This is a genomic window from Sagittula marina, assembly GCF_014196795.1.
Classification (GTDB): Bacteria; Pseudomonadota; Alphaproteobacteria; order Rhodobacterales; family Rhodobacteraceae; genus Sagittula; species Sagittula marina.
Window position 1 is genome coordinate 1 of sequence record NZ_JACIEJ010000011.1, and the last position, 17,039, is coordinate 17,039.

The window sequence follows — 17,039 nt, forward strand, 5'->3', positions numbered from 1 at the left end:
GCGCCTCGGTGAAACGGCTCTTTCGCAAGTGTCTGCTCCTTCAGTGTTGGCGCAGACTCTACATCACGGTGAGGGATCTCGCGGGGGGCAGGTCACAAAATATAAGTGTAAATCAGGATCGCTACATCCACGGCGCGGCCACTTTGCTTGGTTCGAAAGGGCTCAGGGTGCTGCGAAGTTAAAGCGGTCTGAACAATTTATTGGCGCGGAACTGGACCCGTACGTGCCCATTGTAGGCGTCGTCGGGAAAGGCCGAAAATTTCGCAAAGCTGCTATTTTCGTCTTGAAAGGGGCGGCGCGTTTGTCTATTCCACGCGCTACCGGGTGATTAGCTCAGTTGGTAGAGCGCTTCGTTTACACCGAAGATGTCGGGAGTTCGAGCCTCTCATCACCCACCAAACCGTCTTGCAAAATATGAAACAGGCTTCCGAATGGGTGTCCTGTTCTCAGCGGTTTGAGTGGCATGGAATCTGGCACCACTAGGCTGCACATCCCAGCTTTAACAGCAGGTAGTTCTGCGATGGATGAGGCTTCCTGAACAGACCATCGGCTAACCTCGTGTCGATGTGAACGCTTCTTTCCTGATGAGCCTTATCTCGAACCTTCGGTCACGGTTAGCGCGAATAATGCCGATCAATGCGATCATATAGCCGACCAACGGTGGCCCATCATGATAGAGGGACCGGTCGGCAGGTGGGCAAATCGTCCTTCGGGGGGATGCGAAATTACCTAAAAGTGAGGGCATGGCCGGCCTTTTGAGCGAGACTGATTGTCTTCGCGCGAACGACAACGCGGCTTCCACCGGGCGACCGATCAAAGAGAGTTGCTCGTCGGAAGGCCGGACAGTGACCTCAGGGGCGCGAAATCGACCCTCAACTCCTGTCAAATCCATCGATTGGCGCGCTGTTGGACTGCGCCCAAAACCCCGCCGCGCTGAATTTGAAGGGCATTTGCCCAGTGACCAATCAGTCGCGACTGCGAAGGCGTCCGGGGTGCCCTTGGGGGCAGTCCAGCCATCACATCACGACCAAAGTCGCACCCGCTACACCCAAAGCCTATGGTAGCCTTCCGCAGTGGGAGGGGAGTGCGATGCAGGAACGCCAACACGTTGAGGAAATTGAACAGGTTCTGGAGGGTACGCAGACCGGAAGAGACGGTTTCGTGGCGGCCTCTTGGCGGCGCTGTGTTGAACAATACGGCATGGACCCGACCCGCGCGGAACCGGCGCATATCGTCACGGACAGCGAACTGCGCGACCATCGCGCGCAGGCCGAGTGGCTGATCGGAGCCGCCCGGACCAGCCTGCAAAGCTTGTTTCGTCAGGTGTCGGGACAGAACTACGTGCTTCTTCTCACCGATGCCAAGGGCGTCTGCGTTGACTATTTTGGCGATGATCTTTTCGCGGATAATCTGCGCAGCGCCGGGCTGTATCTCGGCTCCAACTGGTCCGAAGACCTCGCAGGAACTTGCGGTGTCGGCGCCTGCATCGTTACCCAAGAACCGGTGACCGTGCATCAGGATGATCATTTCGGCAATGCTCATACACGCCTTAGTTGCACCGCCGCGCCGATTTTTGACAGCCTCGGCGGATTGGCTGCGGTGCTCGATATATCCTTGCTCCGCTCTCCCACGCCAAAGCGCAGCCAGAACCTCGCCATGAGCCTTGTCACCAGCGCCGCCCGTCGGGTGGAAATGGCTAACCTCATGGCCGAAAGCCGCCGTGACTGGGTGCTGCGCATCTCTGACAGTCCTGAATTTCTCGACGTCGATCCAGAGGCCGCCGTGCGACTGGACGGCGCTGGCCGCGTGCTTGGCTACACGCGCTCGGCGCGCCGATTGTTCGCTGATGGAGGACAGATCCTTGGCCGACGCATCGACGAGGTGCTGGGGGTGACCGTTGATGATTTGCCCGATCTCATGCGTGATCGTCCGACCGAGGACCGCATCATCGAAATGCAGGGCGGGGGCGCACTGTTTGGTCATGCCATCGCTCCGCAGGCGCCGCGCACCGCCCTGCGCAGCACGCGACGGGGTGGTCCTCTGGCCGGTTTGGCGGGTGACGACCCGGCAATGGGGCACCTGTTGACCCAAGCCGCCAAGCTGGCGCACACCAACGTGCCGCTTCTTCTTACCGGGGAAACAGGCACCGGGAAGACCAAGCTCGCCCGTGCCATCCACATGACGGGCGCCTCTGCCGGATTTATCGCCGTGGATTGCGGTGGTTTGACGCCCGACGCTCTGCACGCAGCGTGCGTGAACAGCACCGGCCCGACCACGCTTCTGCTGCGCCGGATCGAGGATTTGTCCGCGAACACCGCTATCGCGCTTGCGGCCTTGCTTGATGCGCGGCCGTGTCTGCGCCCGCTGTCCACGACTTGCGCTGATCTCACTGAGCTGCCCATGTCTGCCGCTCTTTTTCATCGGCTGGCCGGGGCCACGCTGCGTCTGCCGCCACTGCGTGCCCGTCGAGATCTTGGCTGGCTTTTGGACCGCGTACTGCAACGGCGCGCGCCCGAGGACATGCGGCTGTCGCCCTCCGCCCGTGCCGAACTGCTGGGACGGGACTGGCCGGGCAATCTACGCGAGTTGGAGCAGGTCATCGACGTGGCGGTGGCGCTGTGCGAAGCACGCGTGATCGACGCGCCGGACCTGCCTGACGCGCCGCAAGCCACTCAAACCATCAAGGCCGAAGAACCCTTGGAACAGGTGATGGAGGCATGCGGTTGGAATATGTCCCGGGCCGCGCGTCGGCTGGGTGTGAACCGCTCAACGGTTCTCCGTCGGCTGCGCAAGGCCGGGCTGACACCACCGGAGTAAAGGCGCGCAACGCGCCTTGTTGCGTCTCTGTTGCACACGCAACATGCCGCATCGCAGCGTCCCAAAAATCCTGACAATCCGTAAACCTTTCATTTATCGGCGCGCCTTTTTGCCTCGATACTCCCTCCCAAGCCACGCGCAGAGGAGGAAACGCGATGCTTGATTCAACCGCCACGACCCGCACCCAAGAGGTGCTCGACACGCTCAACGCCGCGCTGGAGAGCGGCGATGCAGAACGTGCCAGCCAATTGTTCGCCACAGACAGCTATTGGCGTGATCTGGTGTCCGTCACATGGAATCTCAAAACCGTCGAAGGGCCAGAGGGTGTGGCCGACATGCTGGGCCGTCAGCTTGAACACACCCGCCCCGGCAATTTTCAACTTCAGTCGGGGGAGGTGCCGGCAGAGGAGGGCGGCGTCACCACAGCCTGGATCACCTTTGAGACCAAGGCCGGTCGCGGCTGGGGGCTGATGCGTCTGAAGGACGACCGCATCTGGACGCTGCTCACCGCGCTGCAAGAGCTCAAGGGCTTTGAGGAAAGTCGTGGCAAACGCCGCCCCATGGGCGCGGAGCACGGTGCCAAGAAAAACCGCACCAGCTGGAAAGAGGCACGTGAGGCCGAAGAGGCCAACCTTGGCTACACTGATCAGCCCTATACGCTTGTCATTGGCGGCGGTCAGGGGGGCATCGCCCTCGGTGCCCGGCTGCGCCAGCTTGGCGTCCCCACCATCGTGCTCGACAAGCACGACCGCCCAGGTGACCAGTGGCGTTCGCGCTACAAGTCGCTCTGCCTGCATGACCCGATTTGGTATGACCATCTGCCTTACATCAAATTCCCCGACAACTGGCCCGTCTTCACGCCCAAGGACAAGGTTGGCGATTGGCTGGAAATGTACACCAAGGTGATGGAGATCAACTATTGGACCCGCTCCGAGGTGCAGTCGGCCAAATACGACGAGAGCACCGGCACATGGGAGGTCAAGGTCAACCGCGACGGCGAGCAGGTCACGCTGCGCCCGACGCAACTGGTTCTGGCCACCGGCATGTCCGGCAAGGCAAACATGCCGACGTTCCCCGGCATGGACAGCTTCAAAGGCACGATCCAGCATTCCTCGCAGCATCAGGGCCCGGATGACTGGACCGGAAAAAAGGTGGTCGTGGTCGGCTCCAACAACTCCGCGCACGATATCTGTGCCGCGCTTTGGGAAGCCGATGCCGACGTGACCATGGTGCAGCGCAGCAGCACGCACATCGTCAAATCCGACAGCTTGATGGATATCGGCCTCGGCGCGCTGTATTCCGAGGACGCGGTCGCCTCCGGCATGACCACCGAGAAAGCCGACATGGTCTTTGCCTCGCTGCCCTACAAGATCATGCACGAGTTCCAGATCCCTCTGTACGATCAGATGAAGGAACGTGACGCTGACTTCTACAAAGGTCTCGAAGACGCCGGCTTCGACCTTGATTGGGGCGACGATGGCTCCGGTCTGTTCATGAAGTACCTGCGCCGTGGCTCTGGCTATTACATCGACGTGGGGGCCAGCCAGCTTATCATCGACCGTGAGGTCAAGCTGGTCAAAGGTCAGGTCGATCACTTCGACGAAACCGGTGTGGTGCTGTCGGACGGCACGCATCTGGACGCCGATCTTGTGGTCATGGCCACCGGCTACGGCAGCATGAACGGCTGGGCTGCCGACCTGATTTCCCAAGAGGTTGCTGACAAGGTGGGCAAGGTCTGGGGCCTCGGCTCTGACACGACCAAAGACCCTGGACCATGGGAAGGCGAGCAGCGCAATATGTGGAAGCCGACCCAGCAGGAAAACCTTTGGTTCCACGGTGGCAACCTGCACCAGTCACGCCATTACTCCCTGTATCTTGCCCTGCAACTGAAGGCCCGGATGGAGGGCTTGGACACCCCTGTTTACGGCCAGCAAGAGGTCCATCACCTCTCCTGAAGTCCTCCCAAGGTGCGTCAAACGACGTGACGCACCCCGCGCCCGGCGTCTCCTCCGCCGGGCGCACCTTAATCATACGCAAGGAGTTCAACATGTCTCTAAAGGGAAAAACCGCACTGATCACGGGCGGGGCGCGCGGCATTGGTCTTGGCATTGCGCAAAGACTGGCCTCAGATGGGGCGGCGATTGCGCTGGTCGACCTCAACGCTGATCAACTGGCCGACGCCGCCAGCCAACTGACGGCCAATGGCGCAAAGGTCATCACGCTGACCGCCGATGTGACCAACCGCCAGCAGGTCATCGACGCCATCGACAGTGCTGCCGATCAACTTGGCAGCTTTGACATCATGATCAACAACGCAGGTATCGCGCAGGTCCAGCCCATTGCAGAAATCACCGAGGCCGAGATGGACAAGGTCCACGCGGTGAACGTCAAAGGTGTGCTTTGGGGCATTCAGGCGGCCGCGGCGCGGTTCAAAAAGGACGGCACCAAGGGCAAGATCATCTCTGCGGCCTCAATCGCCGGTCACGAGGGCTTTCCCATGCTGGGGGCCTATTGTTCGACAAAATTCGCGGTTCGCGCGCTGACGCAGGTCGCCGCCAAGGAATTCGCGGCGGACGGCATCACCGTAAACGCCTACTGCCCCGGTGTCGTGGGCACCGACATGTGGGTCGAGATAGACGAACGCTTCTCGGAACTCACAGGCGCTAAAAAAGGGGCCACCTTCGACGAATTTGTTGGCTCCATCGCCTTGGGCCGCGCCCAGACACCAGACGATGTGGCAAGCCTCGTCTCCTACCTCGCAGGCCCCGACAGCGATTACATGACGGGTCAGGCGATTCTGATCGACGGCGGCATGGTCTACCGCTGACCAGACGCAACTCCATTCAACTCAAAGGAAATACCATGAAAGCAGCTCGCTGGCATGGCGTGAAAGACATTCGCGTCGAAGACATCTCAGAACCCGCTCCAGGCGCCGGAGAGGTGAAAGTCAAAGTTGCCTGGACCGGCATCTGCGGCTCGGACCTGCATGAATATCTTGCCGGGCCGATTTTTGTCCCCGTGGAAGAGGAGCACCCCCTGAGCCACGACAAGGCCCCCATCACCATGGGCCATGAATACTGCGGCACGATCAGCGAATTGGGCGAGGGTGTTACCGGCCTGTCGGTCGGCGACCGCGTGGCCATTGAACCGATCTTTTCCTGCGGCACCTGCGCCGCCTGTCTCGAAGGCAAGTACAACCTGTGCGACAGCTTGGGGTTTGTCGGCCTGTCCGGCGGGCATGGTGGCTTTGCCGCCTCCTCGGTTATCCCGGCGCGAATGGTGCATAAAATGCCTGATGCGCTGTCGATGGAACAAGGCGCGCTGGTAGAGCCCGCCGCCGTTGCGCTTCACGCTGTTCGGATGTCCAGAATCAAGGCAGGTGACACGGCTGCGGTGTTCGGCGCGGGGCCCATCGGCCTGCTGGTGGTCGAATCACTCAAGGTCGCGGGCTGCGCCCAGATCCATGTGGTCGAACCGTCCGAGGTCCGCCGCCAAAAGGCGCTCGACCTTGGCGCAACCTCCGCCATCGACCCCACGTCGGAAAACGCGGTAGAGGCCATTCGTGCGGCCACCGGCGGTGTGCATGTGGCGTTTGAGGTGACAGGCGTGCCGCAGGTTTTGCCGCAATGCATCGACAGCACCCGTCACGAAGGGCAGACGCTGATCGTATCGATCTGGGAAAGCGATGCCAGCTTCCAGCCCAACACGGCCGTTTTGAAGGAGCGTCAGTTGCAAGGCACCATCGCCTACCGCAACATCTATCCGGCGGTCATGGAACTGATGACCCAAGGCTACTTTGCCGCCGACAAGCTGGTCACCAAGCGCATTTCCATCGACGACATCGTCTCAGAAGGGTTCGAGGCGCTGGTCGCTGAGAAATCCCACGTCAAAATCCTGGTCGAAGCGCCGGAGTGATCTGTCGAAACGATTCAGAGAAAGCGGCAATCGAGCCGCTTTCCAATCTCAAACGGACCAGGCCTTGCATGGATTTTTACCCCAGGAAGGTGATGGTTCCTCAGCGTCGGTATTCTCAGGTTTTTCGCTGCGCCGGGCCGCTCGGTTTGTCCGTTTTGGGGGAGGATATAGTTGCGTACTATCTGGAATGTCTCCATGCAGCGCCTTTTTCCCTGACATGTGACTGAGAGGGCCGATCTTCTTGCCAATTCGCAGTCTCTGTTATGCGCTTCAGGTTAGATAAAAATCCGCGATTTTAGATACCTTCCGGTCCAAGCGTTCAGCCATGTTTGGGGAAATCCATGTATCGCGTGGTGAACACTTGGGCGAAACCCTACGGAAACATGCAGCATGCATGGAAAAACTGAACTAAGCGGTTTGCTTTTCCCCGGAATATGCCTAGATGTGCGCAAAATCATTCCCGCGCGTGACGGAAGGTAACTCTATGCGTCGAGCCATGACCGCTCTTGTTTTTCTCATTCTGCCAGTCCTGGCCTCTGCACAGGAAGCGGCTGATCCCGCGCCTGAGCTTGCAAAGCCAGTCAAACTGATGACGCTGTCGATGAAGCCCGTGTCGTTGCAACGGCAGTTCTTTGGTCAGGTGATTGCCAAGCAGACCGTTGATCTGGCGTTTCAGGTGAGCGGTCAGTTGGAGACGCTCAATGCCGAGGAGGGGAGCGCCAAAGCGAAAGGGTCACTGATCGCGCGGTTGGATCTGTCCGGCTACCAGCGCGCAGTGTCGCAGGCGCAAGCAAACTACGACAAGGCCAAGCGCGATGCAGAGCGGTTGGCATCCTTGCGCGGACAAGCGGTCTCAGCCGTTTCCGTGCGCGATGCCGAAACCCAGCTTCAATTGGCTGAAATCGCACTTGAAAACGCGCAGGACGATTTGGGTCACGCGACCTTGCGGGCGCCTTTCGATGCACTTGTCGCGCGGCGACTGGTGTCAAACTACCAAACGGTTTCCGCGGGAACGCCGGTGGTGCGGCTGCATGACATTTCCGAACTGCGCGTCGACATTCAGGTGCCCGAAGTGCTTTTCCGGCAGGCGGGCGCTGGCGACGGCGTCAGCTTTGACGCTGAGTTGCCGGGTGATGAGACACGCTTTCCGCTCGCATTGCGCGAGTTCGAAACGGAGACAGCCAGCATTGGCCAAACGTATTCGATCACTTTGGCTTTCACGGAGAACCCCGGCAATTTCGTTTTCCCCGGTGCCTCTGTCAGTGTCTTCGCAACGGCGGAGGGCAGGGCGCCCGATGCCATCATCCTGCCCGAGACTGCCTTGATCTATGACCCGGCCGGAGCACCCTCCGTCATGATTTTTGAGGATGGTACGGTCCGAGAAGCCCCGGTGGAGGTCGAGCTTCGAGAAGACGGGCGGCTTTACATGATCGACGGCCCGGCCGAAGGCACGCAGATCGTGAAGACCGGCGCGTCTCAGTTGCGCGACGGTCAGCGCGCGCGCCCCTTCACCCGTATCGGGGAGTAAGCTCATGTCTATTGCGCGCGCCTCCATCGACAAGGCGTTGATCACGTGGCTTCTGATGCTGGCCTGCCTTTTGGGCGGCATCTGGGGATTTGCCACGATTGGTCGCCTCGAAGACCCTGCATTCACCATCAAGAACGCCATCATTATCACGCAGTACCCCGGTGCCAGCGCGGAACAGGTGGCAAGAGAGGTCTCTGAACCCATCGAATCCGAGATTCAGAAGATGGGCGAAATTGACTTCATCACCTCGTCCAACAAGCCTGGAATCAGCCGAATTTCAGTGAATATCGAGTCCATTTACGACGGCACCGAACTGCCCGCCATCTGGACGAAGCTGCGCAACCGCGTGAATGATGCGCGCAGACACCTGCCACCGGAGGCCATGACGCCCATCGTCAACGATAACTTCGGTGACGTGTATGGCGTTTTTTATGCGGTTACAGCGCCGGGCTTCAGCGACGCGGAAGTTCATGAAATTTCCGAATATATGCGCCGCGAAATGCTGGCTGTAGATGGCGTCGCGGACGTGGCCGTGGCGGGCCTTCCGTCGGAAGCCATCTATGTCGATACGCGGACCTCGATCATAACAAATCTCGGGATTGGCCCGTCAGCGATCGGCGCGGCATTGTCCAACACGGACTCCCGCACAACGGCGGGCAGCGTGTCGCAGAACGGGCAGGACATTCGCATCCAGGCACCGGAGGGGTCAGACACAGTTGATGAAATCGCCAACCTGACCATTGGGGTTGGCGGAGAGGTCATCGACCTGTTGGACCTCGCGACCGTGGAACGGGCGCGCGTGACAGAACCTACTGAGATCATTCGCTTCCAAGGGCAGGAAGCCTTCACGCTCGGGGTCGCTGGCAAGGGCTCTTTGAATATTGTTGATGTCGGCAATCGCGTCGATGCGCGTCTTGACGAGATCATGCTTGACGTGCCTGCGGGTGTCCAACTTCACCCGATTTACCAGCAGCACGTGGTCGTGGACGAAGCCTCCAACGACTTTTTGATGAACCTCGCCATGTCGGTTGCAATCGTGGTCATTGTTTTGGCGCTGTTCATGGGCTGGCGTGCGGCCGTCGTCGTTGGGGCAACACTGCTGCTGACAGTGGTTGGCACAGTTTTCCTGATGTCGATCTTTAGTATCGAGATGGAACGGATCTCTCTTGGTGCGCTCATCATCGCAATGGGGATGTTGGTCGACAACGCGATCGTGGTGGCGGAAGGCATGCAAGGCGATATGGCGCAGGGCAAATCGGCCCGTGACGCCGCCGAAGACGTCGCCAATAAAACACAAACGCCGCTGCTTGGTGCGACGGTCATCGGCATCATGGCGTTTGCCGGGATTGGTCTGTCGCCAGATGCGACGGGGGAATTTCTGTTCTCGCTATTTGCGGTTATCGGCATTTCGCTTTTGTTGTCATGGATTCTGGCGATCACCGCGACGCCTTTGCTTGGGCATTACTTTTTCAAGGTAGGATCCGGAGAGGGAGGGGATCATTACGGTGGCCCGCTCTTCCGTGCGTATCGCGCGACGCTCTCGGTTGCTCTGAAGCTACGCTATCTGGTGATCCTCGCACTTATCGGAATTACGGTTGTTTGCTACATCGGCTTTGGCCAAGTGAAGCAGCAGTTCTTCCCAGACAGCAACACGCCGATTTTCTATGTCCATTACAAACTGCCGCAGGGCGCCAGCATCCACCGTGCGTCCGATGACATGCGCCTGGTCGAAGACTGGTTGGCGGAACGTGACGAAGTGGACAGCGTGTCGACCTTTATCGGTGGCGGGGCGACGAGGTTCATGCTGACCTATGCGCCGGAGGAGGCTCTGCCAACCTATGGGCACCTGATCATTCGGGCCAACAGCCTGGAAGAGATCCCGCCGCTGCGCGCAGATCTGGAGGCTTTTGGCCGTAGCACATTGACCGAGGGTGAATTCCGCACAGAGCGGCTGGCCTTTGGACCTGGCGGTGGGGCGCCCATCGCAGCGCGCTTCTCCGGTCCTGATCCGGTCGTCCTGCGCGAATTGGCGGAGCAAGCCAAAACGGCGTTTGTTGCGACGTCCGACCAGTTGCAGGATTTGCGCACCGACTGGCGCGAACGTGAACTGGCCATTGTCCCGCGCTTTGCTGACGAACGTGCCAAGGCGGCCGGCGTTACGCGTGAGGATCTTGCACAAGCGTTGGAGATCGGGACCGACGGAATTCAGGTTGGCTACTATCGCGAAGAGGACCGTCTGATACCGATCATCTTGCGCTCATCGAGCGCCAGAGATGAAGGGGCTGCGCATCTCGCGGACCTTCCGGTCTATTCGGACGCTGCGGAAACATACATTCCCGTGGCGCAGATCGTGAATGGTTTCACTTGGGAGGCGCAGAACACGTTCCTTGTCCGGCGAGACCGGGTGCCAACGATCACGGTCCTTGCGGGCGTGCCCGCTGGCGTAAACGCCTCTGCTGTGTTCGCCGAGGTGCGCGGCGCGATCGAAGCGATCGAGTTGCCAGAGGGATATGTGCTGGAGTGGGGCGGCGAGTATGAAAACTCGACTGAGGCGCAGGCTTCATTGGGCAAGCAGTTGCCACTGTCCCTGATTATCATGGTGCTGATCTCCGTGCTGCTGTTTGGAACGATCCGCCAGCCAGTGATCATCTGGCTTCTGGTGCCCATGAGCGTGAATGGCGTGGCCTTGGGGCTTCTCGGGACCGGATTGCCATTTTCCTTCACCGCGCTTTTGGGATTGCTCAGCTTGTCGGGCATGTTGATCAAGAACGGCATCGTTCTTGTCGAAGAGATCGACCTTGTGCGGGCGGAGGGCGTACCGTTTCGTCAAGCAGTGCTTGACGCCTCAACCTCGCGTTTGCGGCCAGTGGTTCTGGCGGCAGCGACGACGATTCTCGGGATGATCCCGCTCCTTTCGGATGCGTTCTTTGCCTCGATGGCGGTAACGATCATGGGGGGCTTGGGCTTTGCATCCGTTCTGACGCTGATCGCAGCGCCTGTGTTCTACTACAGCTTCTTTCCGGGCGCCCGGAAGGAAGACGCCGCTGCGCGCAAGGCACAAGCGGCCTGATCTTATTCGGCTTGCCTGTGCGGCGGTCCTTTCCCGCACAGGCAAGCCTCATAAGGGATGTCTCGAAGATCTCAGCGGGTCCGAGGTTGTGATCATCAGTAGGAAACCACCTGCAATAAGCGCATGATCGCCGCAGACAGTTTCCGGCTAAGCGCCACTTCAGCTTTGGCACTGCCATCCGCAAGGGTCGTTGCATCGACGACGTCCGAGTGCAGGCCGATTTGGGAAGACACTTTCGTCAATCGGCCTGCTTTTCGAACGCCTGTTCGGTCTTATTTTAGCGGGGCAGGCGGTAGGCAACCACTTGGTCGGACACTTCCGGTTTCAGGATCGTGTTGCCGCCGGAAACGAAGACCACGTATTGCTCGCCTTCATGTTCAAACACAGCCGGGTTCGCGACCACGGGTGCTTCGAGCAGGTCGGACCAAAGCACTTTGCCGGTCTCAGCGTCGATTGCGCGCACACGATCATCCATGGAGGCACCGATGAACAGCAGGCCGGAGGCGGTCAAAGCAGGACCACCGATGGTCGGGGACCCCCAGCTTTCGGGCATGTAGAAGCCCCATTGCTGCACCGCGCCAAAGGGCTCTTCCCACAGTTTTTCGCCAGTGTTCATGTCATAGGCCAACAGCGCGCCAAACGGCGGTTTCCAGCAGGGGATGCCAAGCGTCGGCGTGACAAACTGCGTCAACTCAAACCCATAAGGAGATCCGGTTTGCGGGTAAAAGCCACTCTCATTGGCTGACCCGCCTGCGGCTTTATCGTATTCCTCGCGCGGGAAAAGCTCGAGAATCTGAACAACATGGCTGGTGTTGACGTAGTAAATGCCGGTTTCCGGGTTCACGGCGCCGCCGCCCCATTGCATACCACCAGCTGTGCCGGGCCAGATCAGCGAGCCCTGCTCGGACGGGGGCGTGAAGAGGCCCTGATAGTCCAGCTCGGCAGCTTTGCGTGAGCAGTAGCCAAAGCTCATCAGATCGGCAAACCCCCAGACCCCCGGCCATTCCATCGACGCATTCGGAGGCTCCGGCGTGGTGACAAAGGGCTGTGTCGGCGATGCCTTCTCACCCATGGCGGTTGAGGCCGGCACTACGCGTTCCTCCCAGTCAAAGATGGGCTCGCCAGTTTCACGGTTCAGAACATAAAGCATCCCTTGCTTCGAGGTCTGCACAAGCGCGGGCACCTTTTCACCCTCTACGGTCAGATCCACCAGCGTCGGCGCGGCATTGGTGTCATAGTCCCAGATATCATGATGGACGAGCTGTCGGGACCAGATGATCTCACCGGTTTCGGTGTCCACCGCGGTGACGGAGGTGGCCAGCGGAATGTCCTGCGTGCGGTTCCCGCCCCAATAGTTGGGTGATGGGGAGGAAACAGGCAGGTACAAGATCCCTCGCTCTTCATCCACGGTCATGGCGGTCCATATATTTGCGGTGCCAGTCTTTGCGCGAATTTCGGAGGGGATGAACTCCACGGTCCATTGCAATTCGCCCGTGCGGGCGTCGATGGAAAACACCGTGCCTGCGGGCGCTTCTGCGTATTCCCAATCCTTGCCAGCCCAGCCAACGAAAAGCTGATCGCCGTAAGCGGTGGGCGGTTGCAGCAGGGACAGCGGCCATTTGTCGTTGGTGGTGTTCCACTGGTTCACGTCCAGTTGGCCACCGTCGGCAAACTCTTCGCACGGCACACCATTGTTGGCATCCACCGCGAACAGGCGCGCGTCCATCGTGCCGATGTAAACAGCCTTGTCACAGATCCGGCCGGTCTGCTCTTCGGCTTCCCAATAGGTGACGCCGCGGTTTTTCAACCCTGGCTGGGTGAGCGCTTCGAGTGTGCTGTCAGTGTCAAAGGACCACTTTTCCTCACCGGTAGAGGGATCGATGGCCAAAATGCGATAAAAGGGTGTGCCGAGGTAGAGTGTCTCATTTGCGTAGATTGGCGTGGCAGACCAAATGGTCTTTGGCAGGTCCCCGTCGCCAAGCGACAGATCACCTGTGTGAAGCTCCCAGGCACGCTCCAGCGAGGTCACGTTCTCCGGCGTAATCTGCGTAAGGGGGGAGAATTTCTGCGCGGCCAAGTTGCCGTGAAAGCCGGTCCAGTCAGTGGAGGTTTGAGCCGCAGCAGACAGGGGCAGAGCGGCGGTCAGCAGGAGAGTGCGGAGCAGGGGCATCGAAGACCTCACAGGATCAGAGAGATGACAAAGGCCACTGTGGCCACGATCAACAGGGCCAGGACGATCCATGCGTGCAGGAAAAAGGCCGCCAGTGAGGTGCCGATCAAGCCTAAGGCAATCAGCACCTTGAAGGTCACGCGCGCCCACCCTGGCAGTCGGGTCATCACCAGCAAAATACCTGCGGCTGTCAAAGCGAACGTGCCAAACAGGGCGAGCGCCGCCCCACCCGTACCAGCAATGCCGACGTCAGCCACGTAGTTCCAAAGCATGACGGCAAGCGCCAATAAGGCTGACAGCGTGAAAGCCGACAGCCCGGGATATCTGGTAATTCGCATGGGAGTATCCTTTGTTTCCAAAGGAAAACAACTTCCGCAAGGGAAGGTTCCCAGGTTTCTTGCAATTGCAGTCAGATGCGCGCCGCAGGTGGCCGCGGCGCGCATCTCTGATCAGCTGAGCTGACCGCCGGAGACGCGGCGCACCAGGACATAGCAGGCCGGCACCACAAAGATGCCCACCAGCGTCGCAGCCGTCATGCCGCCCAGCACAGCGATGCCGATGGCATTCTGCGCCTGAGCGCCTGCACCAGCGGCGATGGCCAGCGGCAGCACGCCAAACATGAACGCCAAGGAGGTCATCAGGATGGGACGCAAGCGCATCCGTGCAGCCTGAATTGCGGCCTCAAAGGCGGTGCGTCCAGCAACCTCCAGATCGCGGGCGAATTCCACGATCAGAATGGCGTTTTTGGCAGCCAGGCCGATGGTCGTCAGGATCCCCACCTTGAAGTACACATCGTTGGACTGACCGAATATCAAGGCAAACAAAAGTGCCCCTGCAATGCCGACCGGCACAGACATCATCACCGCGATGGGGATGGTCCAGCTTTCGTACAATGCGGCCAACGACAGAAAGACCACCAGCGCCGACAGCGCATAGAGGTAGGGCGCCTGGTTTCCGGATTGCTGCTCCTGGAAGCTCAGGCCTGTCCACGCCACGCCATACCCGCCGTCCAGCTCTCTGGCGAGTTCTGCAATCACCTCCATGGCTTCACCTGAGCTGGTCCCCTCGGCGGGGCTGCCAGAGATGGAGATCGCACTTACGCCATCAATACGCGCCAGAGACGGCGTATTGGAGACCCAGCGCGTTTCCAGGAAGCTGGCAAAGCTCACCATCTCCCCACTGTTGTTGATGGCATACCAGTCCTCGATATCCTCTGGCTGCATGCGGTGGGCTGCTTCGGCCTGAACAATGACAGGGCGCAAATTGCCATTCATATCAAAGTCGTTGACGTTCGATCCGGAGAAAATCGTCGACAAAATGCTGTTCACCGATGACACCGAGACGCCAAAACTTTCGGCTTTCTGGCTGTCGATGTCGATCCGCAGAACGGCCTCTGTATCGGTCCCTTGGGTGCGCAGGTTGCCAAACCGTCCGTCGGCATTCGCCTTGGCCTCCAACTCTTTTGCCGCTTCACGCAACGCCTCGGTGCCATTGTTCGCGTAATCCGCCAGATACATGCTGAACCCGGACGTGTTGCCAAGCCCCTGGATCGAGGGAGGCTGAAGAAACAGGATTTGGCCGGCGCGGTGGCCGTAAAAGCGGCCCATGGCACGTCCGAGGATGGCTGATGCCGCTTCTGCCTGCGCGTCACGATCTCCGAAGTCTTTGAGCTTGATGAACACCATGGCGGCGTTTTGGCCGGATCCCATGAAACTGAAGCCAAGCGAAGAAAACGTCGACTCAACGCTGGGCTCTTCGTTGGTCAGGTAGGTTTCGATCTCATCAACGACCTGTGCGGTTTGCGCTGTGGTCGTGCCTTCCGACAGGTTGACCATCGCGAACATCACGCCTTGATCTTCTTGAGGGAGGAATGAGGATGGCAACCGCTGCACCATCACCCAGGAGGCGCCGGCCATGCCGACAATGATGGCGAGGGCCAACAGCGGCGTGCGGGCAAGAACCTTGACCACAGCGACGTAGCCGTTCGTGACCTTTTGGAACCCGGTGTTGAACCAGCGCGCCGGGGCGATGGGGGTGCTATGGCCTGACGTCAACATGGATGCGGTCAGGGCAGGCGTGAGGATCAAGGCCACAAGAGCGGACAAAACCATGGCCGAAATGATGGTGACCGAGAACTGCCGGTAGATCACGCCGGTAGACCCGCCGAAAAACGCCATCGGCAGGAACACCGCAGACAGCACGAGCGCAATGCCGATGACTGCGCCTGTGATCTGCTTCATGCCTGTCTCGGTGGCCTCCACGGGGCCGAGGCGGTCTTCCTCCATCACTCTTTCGACGTTTTCCACCACGACAATGGCGTCATCCACCAAAAGGCCGATGGCGAGCACCATGGCGAACATGGTGAGCGTGTTGATGGAATAGCCCAAGCCACCCAGCGTTGCGAATGTTCCCGCCAGAACCACGGGAACGGCAATAATCGGGATCAGTGTCGCGCGCCATTTCTGCAAGAAGATCAGGATCACGATGAAGACGAGGCCGACGGCCTCCGCCAGCGTGTGGTAGACCTTCTCGATGGAGAGTTCGACAAAGGGTGAGGTGTCGTAGGCATAGGCGATCTCGACCCCCTCGGGGAGCGAGGCTTCCAGCTCGGACAGCGTTTCACGAACGGCCTCTGCCGTATCCACGGCATTTGCGCCGGTGGCCAAGTTAACACCAAAGCCCGCCGCATTCGCGCCGTTGAACTTGGCCGCACCGCCGTAGCTTTCCTGGCCGATTTCAATACGGGCCACATCGCCCAGCGTGACCTGACCACCATCTTCGGCAGATTTCAAAAGGATGTTTTCAAAATCCTCGACGCCGGTCAGCTGGCTTTGGGCGGTAATGGTGGCGGTGAACTGCTGGCCTTCGACAACTGGCAGGTCACCAAGAGAGCCGACAGACACCGTAGTGTTCTGCGCAGCGATTGCGCTGGTGACATCGGACGCAGTCAGCTGATATTCATACAAGGACAGCGGATCGAGCCAAACCCGCAGCGCATAGCCCGACCCAAAGACATTCAGGCCGCCCACACCTTCTGTCCGGCGCACAGGACCGGAGATCTGGTTGTCCAGCAAATCACCCAGCTCCAGCGTCGAATAGCGACCGTCGCTTGAAATGATGGCACCGACGAGAAGGATGGACGAGGTCGAGCGCGACACGCTGACGCCACGGTCCCGCACGGTCTGGGGCAACTGACCCTCGATCTGGCTGACCTTTGACTGAACGTTGTTTTGCGCGTCGATCGGGTCGATGCTTTCGTCGAAAGTCAGCGAGATCGAAGAAGACCCCTCGCGCGAGGTGCCCTCCATATAGAGCACCCCGTCCATCCCGGTCATGGAATCTTCGATAACCGCCGTGACCGAGTTTTCGACCGCCGTGGCCGTCGCACCGGAATAGGTCGCGCTGATACGGATCGTCGTGGGCGCGATGTCAGGATATTGCGACACGGGCAGTTGCAAGAATGAAAAAGCGCCTGCCAGCATCGTGACGATCGCCAGCACCCAGGCAAAGACCGGGCGGTGAATGAAAAACTGTGCCAT

At 59.6% G+C, this 17,039-nt stretch carries 9 protein-coding genes and 1 tRNA gene; 7 read left to right on the top strand and 3 right to left on the bottom strand.

The window, feature by feature from the left end; all coding sequences use genetic code 11:
- Window positions 1-322 precede the first annotated feature (322 nt).
- The 7 genes from GGQ68_RS18870 (at window position 323) to GGQ68_RS18900 (ending at window position 11,330) form a co-directional block, all read left to right on the top strand.
- Window positions 323-398, top strand: a tRNA-Val gene (locus GGQ68_RS18870).
- 691 nt (window positions 399-1,089) lie between these two features.
- The gene (locus GGQ68_RS18875) at window positions 1,090-2,817 is read left to right on the top strand and encodes a sigma-54-dependent Fis family transcriptional regulator (protein WP_183968765.1); all 1,728 of its coding nucleotides are present in this window, start codon (window positions 1,090-1,092) and stop codon (window positions 2,815-2,817) included.
- A gap of 155 nt (window positions 2,818-2,972) precedes the next feature.
- A complete protein-coding gene (locus tag GGQ68_RS18880; RefSeq protein WP_183968767.1) occupies window positions 2,973-4,772 on the top strand; it encodes an NAD(P)/FAD-dependent oxidoreductase in 1,800 nt (599 codons plus the stop codon).
- Between the two features lie 92 nt (window positions 4,773-4,864).
- Window positions 4,865-5,644: an acetoin reductase gene (locus GGQ68_RS18885; RefSeq protein WP_183968769.1), complete on the top strand. Its 780-nt coding sequence runs from the start codon at window positions 4,865-4,867 to the stop codon at window positions 5,642-5,644.
- Between the two features lie 35 nt (window positions 5,645-5,679).
- Window positions 5,680-6,732 carry a 2,3-butanediol dehydrogenase gene (locus tag GGQ68_RS18890; protein WP_183968771.1) on the top strand — a complete coding sequence of 351 codons (1,053 nt, stop codon included), beginning with the start codon at window positions 5,680-5,682 and terminating at the stop codon, window positions 6,730-6,732.
- Between the two features lie 496 nt (window positions 6,733-7,228).
- A complete protein-coding gene (locus GGQ68_RS18895) occupies window positions 7,229-8,260 on the top strand; it encodes an efflux RND transporter periplasmic adaptor subunit (protein WP_183968773.1) in 1,032 nt (343 codons plus the stop codon).
- A 4-nt stretch (window positions 8,261-8,264) separates the two neighbouring features.
- A complete protein-coding gene (locus tag GGQ68_RS18900) occupies window positions 8,265-11,330 on the top strand; it encodes an efflux RND transporter permease subunit (protein WP_183968775.1) in 3,066 nt (1,021 codons plus the stop codon).
- Window positions 11,331-11,607: 277 nt separating this feature from the next.
- Here GGQ68_RS18900 and GGQ68_RS18905 read toward each other — a convergent pair whose 3' ends face one another.
- The 3 genes from GGQ68_RS18905 to GGQ68_RS18915 form a co-directional block, all read right to left on the bottom strand.
- A complete protein-coding gene (locus tag GGQ68_RS18905) occupies window positions 11,608-13,500 on the bottom strand; it encodes a pyrroloquinoline quinone-dependent dehydrogenase (RefSeq protein WP_246429446.1) in 1,893 nt (630 codons plus the stop codon).
- An 8-nt stretch (window positions 13,501-13,508) separates the two neighbouring features.
- Window positions 13,509-13,838: a hypothetical protein gene (locus GGQ68_RS18910; RefSeq protein ID WP_183968779.1), complete on the bottom strand. Its 330-nt coding sequence runs from the start codon at window positions 13,836-13,838 to the stop codon at window positions 13,509-13,511.
- Window positions 13,839-13,949: 111 nt separating this feature from the next.
- On the bottom strand, window positions 13,950-17,039 hold the full coding sequence (locus tag GGQ68_RS18915; protein ID WP_183968780.1) for an efflux RND transporter permease subunit: 3,090 nt from the start codon (window positions 17,037-17,039) through the stop codon (window positions 13,950-13,952).

What these genes read in the sequence shown, in the direction of transcription:
- GGQ68_RS18885 (WP_183968769.1), top strand. Translation starts at nt 4,865, where the DNA reads ATGTCTCTAAAGGGAAAAACCGCACTGATCACGGGCGGGGCGCGCGGC.
- GGQ68_RS18910 (WP_183968779.1), bottom strand. Translation starts at nt 13,838, where the DNA reads ATGCGAATTACCAGATATCCCGGGCTGTCGGCTTTCACGCTGTCAGCC.
- GGQ68_RS18875 (WP_183968765.1), top strand. Translation starts at nt 1,090, where the DNA reads ATGCAGGAACGCCAACACGTTGAGGAAATTGAACAGGTTCTGGAGGGT.
- GGQ68_RS18915 (WP_183968780.1), bottom strand. Translation starts at nt 17,039, where the DNA reads ATGGCACAGTTTTTCATTCACCGCCCGGTCTTTGCCTGGGTGCTGGCG.
- GGQ68_RS18890 (WP_183968771.1), top strand. Translation starts at nt 5,680, where the DNA reads ATGAAAGCAGCTCGCTGGCATGGCGTGAAAGACATTCGCGTCGAAGAC.
- GGQ68_RS18905 (WP_246429446.1), bottom strand. Translation starts at nt 13,500, where the DNA reads ATGCCCCTGCTCCGCACTCTCCTGCTGACCGCCGCTCTGCCCCTGTCT.
- GGQ68_RS18895 (WP_183968773.1), top strand. Translation starts at nt 7,229, where the DNA reads ATGACCGCTCTTGTTTTTCTCATTCTGCCAGTCCTGGCCTCTGCACAG.
- GGQ68_RS18900 (WP_183968775.1), top strand. Translation starts at nt 8,265, where the DNA reads ATGTCTATTGCGCGCGCCTCCATCGACAAGGCGTTGATCACGTGGCTT.
- GGQ68_RS18880 (WP_183968767.1), top strand. Translation starts at nt 2,973, where the DNA reads ATGCTTGATTCAACCGCCACGACCCGCACCCAAGAGGTGCTCGACACG.